The organism is Aquiflexum sp., from assembly GCF_977115555.1.
This window is the reverse complement of record NZ_CDSBKL010000200.1, coordinates 1-7,508: the sequence shown is the minus strand read 5'-3', so window position 1 is coordinate 7,508 and position 7,508 is coordinate 1. Positions and strand designations below refer to the sequence as shown.

Sequence of the window (7,508 nt, the reverse complement as noted above, 5' to 3'; positions counted from 1 at the left end):
TGTATTTTGAAAAAACACTTTTGTAAGTTAATCAAAATTCTTTATCTGAGAAACGTACCCACAAAAGCACCCAATGACAACTACTTTGGAATATGAAATTCAAATCTTGTATATTCGTGGTCAATATCAACATGAGAATATTTATGCCAAGAATTATTTTTACTATTATTCTAATCCTTTCTTTTATTGGGTTATCAAGTGCCCAAGGATCTAGAGACCATATTTCGGGAGGTTACGGTTGGGGCATGATCTATGCTGAAAACGCAGGGATTTACAAATACATGGAATTCAAGATGGCTCCTGCATTTTCTTTTTCTTACAACAAAGAGATCTCGGATAAATTCGACATCAAAGCGACTCTTGGCGGTCAGGTACTTAATAGCGGTGAATTTAGACCTTTAAATACACCTATTATTATTGAATGGGGAAATAATGGTCAAGCCTATTACTTTAAAGGAATGAGTTACTTTGCAGATGTCATGCCAGTCTTCAACATCAACCCCAATTCATCAGGAGTAGGCGAACCTGTTAACTTTTATGTAGGTCTTGGTCTAGGTGCCATGTATTCTGAAAGGGCACAAAGAGTAATGCGTGATGGCGTTCTTGAAAACGGAATTTATGTACAGGGGTATGTGGAAAGAACTAATCAAACCACTACAGTGGCCTATATCCCATTTAAATTCGGTTTGGTTTCTAATTTTGAATATGATTGGGATGTTGGCTTGGAGATTTCCGCTATGTTTCTGACAAGTTCTGAAATAGATGGAAACAATATGAAAAACAAGCTGATTTATCCTGATGCAATGGCCAATTTCCAATTTATAATCAGGAGATATATCAATAGGTAATCTTGGATTTTTTTCCTTTAATGAAAAAAGCCATTGGAAAAATTTTCCCAATGGCTTTTTTGATTACAATCAAACAATTTATTGATTTCCTGATAGTTCATATTTTAAGGTTTTCCCTTTTTCCACTGCGGGCAGACCTTCTGTCATCCAAAGGGGTGCGGGTGCACCTTTAAGGTAATAATCAAAGAATTGAGACAAGCGGATTGAGAGGTCTTTCCTGTTTTTTCTCAACCTGAGGTTATGGTCTTCCCCGTTGTATTGGAGGAGCCAAGCAGGCTTATCCAACCTTTTCAAAGCCATAAACATTTCAATTCCCTGATACCAAGGCACGGAACCATCGTCATCATTGTGCATGATCAGCACAGGGGTGTTGACCCTATCCATGGTAAACAAAGGTGAATTTTCAATAAAATAAAGCGGCTTTTCCCAAAGGGTTCCTCCTATTCTGGATTGTGTTTGTTCATATTGGAACATGCGGCTCATACCTGTACCCCATCTGATTCCACCATAGGCTGAGGTCATATTTACCACTGGAGCTCCTGCTCCCGCTGCTTTAAACATATTTGTTTTTGTAATCAGGTAGGCAACCTGATAGCCACCCCAAGATTGGCCTTGAATAGCCATATTGGATGCATCTACAAATCCTCTTGAAACCAAAGCCTGAACGCCAGGAATGATACAGTTGTAAGCGCTCGGTCCCGGCAATCCCAAATCGTACTTGATATCCGGCACAAAAACCAAATAATCGTTACTTACAAAATACGGAATATTGATCGTAGAAGCACTTGGGGCAGGTGACCTGTAGGAGTGCAACCCATCTGAATTTCTTTCATAGAAATATACCAACATGGGATACTTTTTATTGGCATCAAAATCATCAGGTTTGAAAAGAAGCCCCTGTAGAGGGACTCCATCATTGGCTAGGTAATCTACCAGTTCCACAGATCCCCATTTAACCTGGCTTTGCTGTGGGTTTGCATTTGAGACGCGTTCCATAGATGACAAATCCATATCAGTGGCATAGATATCATTGTACTCCTGAAATGTCGATCTTCTGATAATCATTTTGTCAGAATCTTTAGCCTTTGTGAGACCTGAATATCTATGGTCTGTGAAAATAATGGATTGAGGAGGATTTATACCATTGATATCCCCTCTGAAAAACCCATTTTTCTTGTTCAATTCATGGAATGCACTCATAATAAAGGGCTGCGATGGGTCAATACTTTCCTCTTCATTGTCTAACTTTTCTAGTCTGAAAATTACTTGCTGCTTCTTTCCTTCTCCTTTTGTGAGATTGACAGGTTCTGCCTTACCTGTAGGGTCTATTTTCCAGATATCATACCTATCATAAATCAAAAAAGCCAAATCCCCCTTGATCCAACCTGCAGCACCGTTACTGGATGGCAAAGAAGGAGAATCATGAAGTTCATCATAAAAATTGCTTCCAATATTCTTTGTAAGGTTTTTGAAGGTTTTTGATTTGACATCAAAAGAAACCCAAGAACTGTCTCGCTCATTGTACCAATAAACATATTTTCCTTCAGGTGACATCCTTGGATTTCCTGGGACATCCTTCCGAATAAGAATTTTTGAACCTGTAATCAGGTCTACCAAATACAGGTCACTTCCGATCTGAATATCCCAGCTGAAATTTCTTCTATATGGGCTTTCGTCAAATCCAAGACCGTAATGGTTTTTTACTTTTTTATCGGTGACGATCTGTGGCGTCGATTCATCTCCTAACTGCGTGATGACTTTTGACTTCAAATTAAAAACGGCGAGATAAGATTTGTTTAGCTCCCTGTTTTTATTCCTTAACTGCATGGGCTGAATCTCTGCATCCTGCCATCCCCATATGTCAAGGCTTACCCTTTCTTCGTCAAGAATGGTCGAATCATCTTCATAATAGTAAGAAACATAATCTGGGGCAGTTCCAAAAAACAGTCGGTTTTCATCACTTGAAAAAAACAACCGTCCATTTTTACTCACCATGCCATTTACACCTGTTGTTCCTTTATCAGCTACTTTTTGATTTTTTTCTTTGGCTATGTCAAAAAGATAAAGGTCATAGTATGGCTTTTTTGATTTGGCAGAATCTTCTGTAGCCATAAAAGCCAAATACTTGTTTTCAGGGGAAAAAACCGCGGAAATATATTCCGTCTTTCCTTCATCAATAAGTTTTGAAACACCCGATTTGAGTTCCAAAACAAAAATTCCGGCATTTTTCAAGGTATCTTCCTCAGCTTTTGTATAAAATAAAAAATCTCCGTTTTCAGAAAAACTATAGGATTTTACCCTTTCAAATTCATAGGATCGGGAATTAGAAAAGTCTTTTACCAAGAGTCTAGTACCATCAGTTTTTTTAGGTTTCTCAGTTTTAGAATCTTTTACTTTTGTGGTGTCATCTGTCTCCTTCTTCTCTGCTTTTTTTGGTAGATCCTTCTCGAAATGAACAGCTAACCAATCCCCTTTTTTTGATGGGACGGAATAGGACTTCACCCTTGCCAATTTTTCAACTTCGCCATTTGTGAGATTCATGATAAAGATACTGTCCTTGGGCATGTCATCTCCTTTTTTCTTTTTCAGCTTAAGAAAACGAACTGAATCAGCTTGTGGAATGATTTTTCCTATTGCAAAATCACCATTGCTTGAAAATTCCCATTGACTGACCCGGGGTACAAGAAATCGCTGATCCGGATTCTGATGGGATACTATTTCAAGTCTACCGTCACCTTCTTGGGGATTGACGGTATAACCAATCCATTGGCCGGATTTTGAGATTTTTTCTGAAGAAACAGTTTCCCATCCATCATAATCCTGATGGGTCAATGCCCGCTTTTGCTGCCCAAAAGAAATTGTCGATGTGCAGGAAAGTATGGCAATGACATAGATTTTGATAAGTATTTTCATTTTTATCTGACTTTTGATATGATTACAATAAAAAGAAGAACCTCTAAAAATTCTTAAAGTTTTATTCTAATGGATTTTTGGAGGTATAAAAAAAGCCACAAAGCACATGTTGTTTAGGTGATTTTTTCCTTTACATGAATGCTTTGCGGCTTGTAAAATGGGGTCAATTGATCCGCCTAGTTTCCTAAAGTGAATTCTCTTTCGATATATCCACCCCTTGTGGAGAGCAATTTGAGTTTTCCTTTGACAGGTTCTTTTTGGTTTACCTTGACTTTGAATACCGCTTCTTTGGTTTCTCCTGCTTCAGTATAACCTGCATAAATTGTTTTCTCATACAAATCAGGAGTGGTAATCTGAACTTTGGCATTTTCAAATCCTTTGGTCAGCTCTTTGTCAAAATCCAACATCAAACGGTCCTCCTGGACTATTTTGACTCTTTTTGCCTGATCTAAAGCTACAGGGAGTTTACCGGAGTTAGTCCAAGAAACCTTGATTTCATAAGTATCCCCTGATTTGGTGATATCGACATTTTTGATTTCTATCTGCGGCAGGTCCATCGCCATTGCAAGGTTGAACAGTGACTGCTTTTTGATCCAGCTTTCCAATTGCCAAGGAGGACCATTTTGTCCGAAGAATTTTGGATGAGATCCGCCGATTTCCACCTCACCAAGCTGAGGATGGTCGAATTTTTCCCAGTTTTTGAAACCTCTTGATCCATTCTCCTCATCATCCCAACGCATGCCGTCGTAGTCATCACGCTGTCCGTCGCCGTCATAATCCTTCATGGCCCCATTGTTCCATAATTCATCCCCATACCAAACCGCTCCATAGTAGAAATAACCGAAATCTGGTCCGTGACCAAATAATGGACTTGGCTTTAAAGGATCTCCGGTCAGTCTGTTTACTTTTCCTCTTGTACTGTAGGTCTCATAAACATCACCTGCCCATGGATAGCCTGTAATAGTCATTCCAAGGCTGTCATAATATTCATAAATCAATCTGTCTTTCAAAAACATTGATTCCGCACTAGATGAAGTGGAAGGTGGTCTTAAGTGCATGGGAACCCTAGTATCAAGGGAATTAACCACTGAGATATTTGGATGAGAAAGAAGCCATAGCACTGTAGAACGGGTTTCGATCTCACTCAATGGATACTCTCCGGCCCCAAACTGGGTATATCCCCTGCCTGTTTCATCACCACCCGTATCCGGCCGCCAGTTTTCAGGGTAATTTCGGTGAAGATCCAATCCACCGATTCCATCTTCATTGTATTTTCCGTCTCCATCGTTATCAATCCCTTCAGTATACATCAGGTAGTCACCCTGTCCTTCGAAGACTCTTTTCATCAGGCGTCCTTTAGGATCTCTAGGATCAATAATGAGGTTTGCCTGCTCCTTTTCTTTGTCAGTTACGGCCTTTTTCCTCATCATGTGTATGATTCCATCCCCATTCAAATCCTCTTCAGGATCCTCATCCAATAATCCATCTCTATCAGTGTCATGCGGCCGGACAGTACTCCTGTTTCTTTGTTCTGAAAAGAGATACATCGTTGTCCCGTCAGGATTATTTTGAGGCCTTACATAAACTGTTTTGGTATCAATCAATTTCGTAATTGAAGGATCTTTACCATAATTTTCCAAAAGGTATTGCGTCAACCAAAATACAGATTCACTTGCAGTCACTTCACCACCATGCCTTCCACCCTCAAAATAGGCTGCGGGTTTATCGGTATGTTTCCCGGTTTTTTTATTTGTGATGGTCATTTGAAGAATCGGTCGTCCTTCATAGGATTTTGCCACTTCGTAGAGTTCGGTGATTTCAGGGTATTTCTCCGCCCATAATTTGTACCAATGGTACATCACATCCGGGGTATGGTAGATGTCAAAAGTCAATTTTTCACCAGGTGTATATTGGACTTCAGGAAATTCATATTTCTTGAAGAAAGATTGCCCATGTCTTTCACCGGAAATTGTATAAAACTTTGATTTTTTATCCTGTTCAGGCCATTTTTTCTCAGGAGATAGAGATACTTCCTGTGCTATCACAAAACTTGTTGAAACAAGCAATCCAAAAGCAATCAATAGTATGTTTTTCTTCATTACTGTAAAGGTTGATGATCAGGATAAAATTAGGATAAGACATCCCTCATTCCTAACCGCTCAAAAAAAATCCCCGTCAAATCAATAACGGGGACAATTAAACCGAAGAGTTAATCTGAATAAATATCAAAAACCCATTACAAGTTCAAAATCCATAGAATGATAGGAATTGAATCCGGGAACAGGAACGGCATCAGGCATTTTTCTCAAAACATAAGCTACTCTTTCTTTCAAGCCTTTATCAGCTGAATCATTGAGGATTTTATAACCTTTGACTTTTCCAAATTCATTAATTGAAATCACAACCCTCAGTTCATCAATAGCAGAAGCGCTCTTTTTTGTTCTGAAAATAAAAGGGGCATATGAATCGAGTAATGAAAAAGTCTCTTCAGGCCAAAACCAAGGCGCATAATCAGAACCGAATCCGTCAACTGGATCAAGGACATCAATTATCACATCACTTGTCAAACCGAAACTTTGGTTTTCTAAGGAAACACCTACAAAAGGTTTCAAAGAGATAAGCGCCTTTTCATTTTCCTTTGTGGTGCTATTAATTTCTTTGTCATTTTCATTTTCAGAAAAAACGGATTTGGCCTGAACCTGTGAACCTGCAAGTGAAACACTTACGAATAATGCGAGGATGAAAGAAAGTCTGTACATATGCGAGATATTTTTTTCAAATATACAGATAAAATATTTTTATATGCAAATTTTTGCATTTGAAATTTTTAAAAGGGCACAAAAAAGTCTTGCCATCAGCAAGACCCTTTTCAGAATATAAACCCAAATATAACTTTAGAGATTAAAAGTTTCTAAGATAAAAATGTCTCAAATAAAGTAAACCTTGTATTTTCCAACATTTATTTGATCAAAAGTCATAATACCCAAATATTATATAACTTCAAATCTAACCCACCAAAGTAACTTCATTTTACCGAATTTTACAAATTGAAAAATTTATTTTGCTATTTTTTAACTATTTCATAATTTGTGGGCACATATATTAACATAGCCTCAAATTAACCCGAAAAAAATGGACAAAATTTTAGATATTGACAATGTTGATCTTAAGATTATTTCATTGTTGAATGAAGATGCCAAGACCCCATATACAGAAATTGCCAAAAAAGTGTACGTTTCTTCCGGTACTGTACACGTGAGGATGCGAAAACTCGAAGATATGGGGATTGTAAAGAGTGCCACGCTCAATATTGACTTTTCGAAACTTGGATATGATATTTCTGCATTTCTTGGAATTTATCTGGAAAAAAGTTCTCTATACGATACCGTTATCGGAAGGCTAAAAGAAATTTCAGAAGTAATCAATGCTTATTACACCACAGGAAACTACAGCATTTTTGCAAAAATCATCTGTAAAGACACAAATCACCTTAGAACCGTATTGGATAAAATCCAAAAAGTAGACGGTATAGACCGAACAGAAACACTGATTGTACTTGAAGAAAGTATTAACAGACCAATACAGTTTTTTGAAAAATGAGTAAATAAATTGTCCAATGAGTGATCTTCGTCATAAAATTTGATTATTTAGATTAAATCCATTTTAATAAAAAGTATCATTAAATTAAGTTAAATTAAAACTATTATAATATTAAACGAAAATATTTAAGTTATTATTTTATTAATG

The 7,508-nt window shown here is 37.5% G+C and carries 5 protein-coding genes; 2 read left to right on the top strand and 3 right to left on the bottom strand.

Annotation, left to right across the window (positions count from 1 at the left end):
- Positions 1 to 92: 92 nt before the first annotated feature.
- Positions 93 to 848 (top strand): hypothetical protein, encoded by a 756-nt coding sequence (locus tag ACZFYI_RS12510; protein WP_462524468.1) that lies wholly within the window; start codon positions 93 to 95, stop codon positions 846 to 848.
- 78 nt (positions 849 to 926) lie between these two features.
- Here the strand turns inward: ACZFYI_RS12510 and ACZFYI_RS12505 are convergent, their stop codons facing one another.
- From ACZFYI_RS12505 to ACZFYI_RS12495, 3 genes are all read right to left on the bottom strand, one after another.
- A complete protein-coding gene (locus tag ACZFYI_RS12505) occupies positions 927 to 3,761 on the bottom strand; it encodes a S9 family peptidase (protein ID WP_462524467.1) in 2,835 nt (944 codons plus the stop codon).
- A gap of 176 nt (positions 3,762 to 3,937) precedes the next feature.
- Positions 3,938 to 5,860 carry a M14 family metallopeptidase gene (locus tag ACZFYI_RS12500; RefSeq protein ID WP_462524466.1) on the bottom strand — a complete coding sequence of 641 codons (1,923 nt, stop codon included), beginning with the start codon at positions 5,858 to 5,860 and terminating at the stop codon, positions 3,938 to 3,940.
- A gap of 126 nt (positions 5,861 to 5,986) precedes the next feature.
- Complete coding sequence (locus ACZFYI_RS12495; protein ID WP_462524465.1) at positions 5,987 to 6,520, bottom strand: hypothetical protein; 534 nt, start codon at positions 6,518 to 6,520, stop codon at positions 5,987 to 5,989.
- 373 nt (positions 6,521 to 6,893) lie between these two features.
- Between ACZFYI_RS12495 and ACZFYI_RS12490 the strand changes: the two genes are divergently transcribed.
- Positions 6,894 to 7,361 (top strand): Lrp/AsnC ligand binding domain-containing protein, encoded by a 468-nt coding sequence (locus ACZFYI_RS12490; protein WP_462524464.1) that lies wholly within the window; start codon positions 6,894 to 6,896, stop codon positions 7,359 to 7,361.
- Positions 7,362 to 7,508 lie beyond the last annotated feature (147 nt).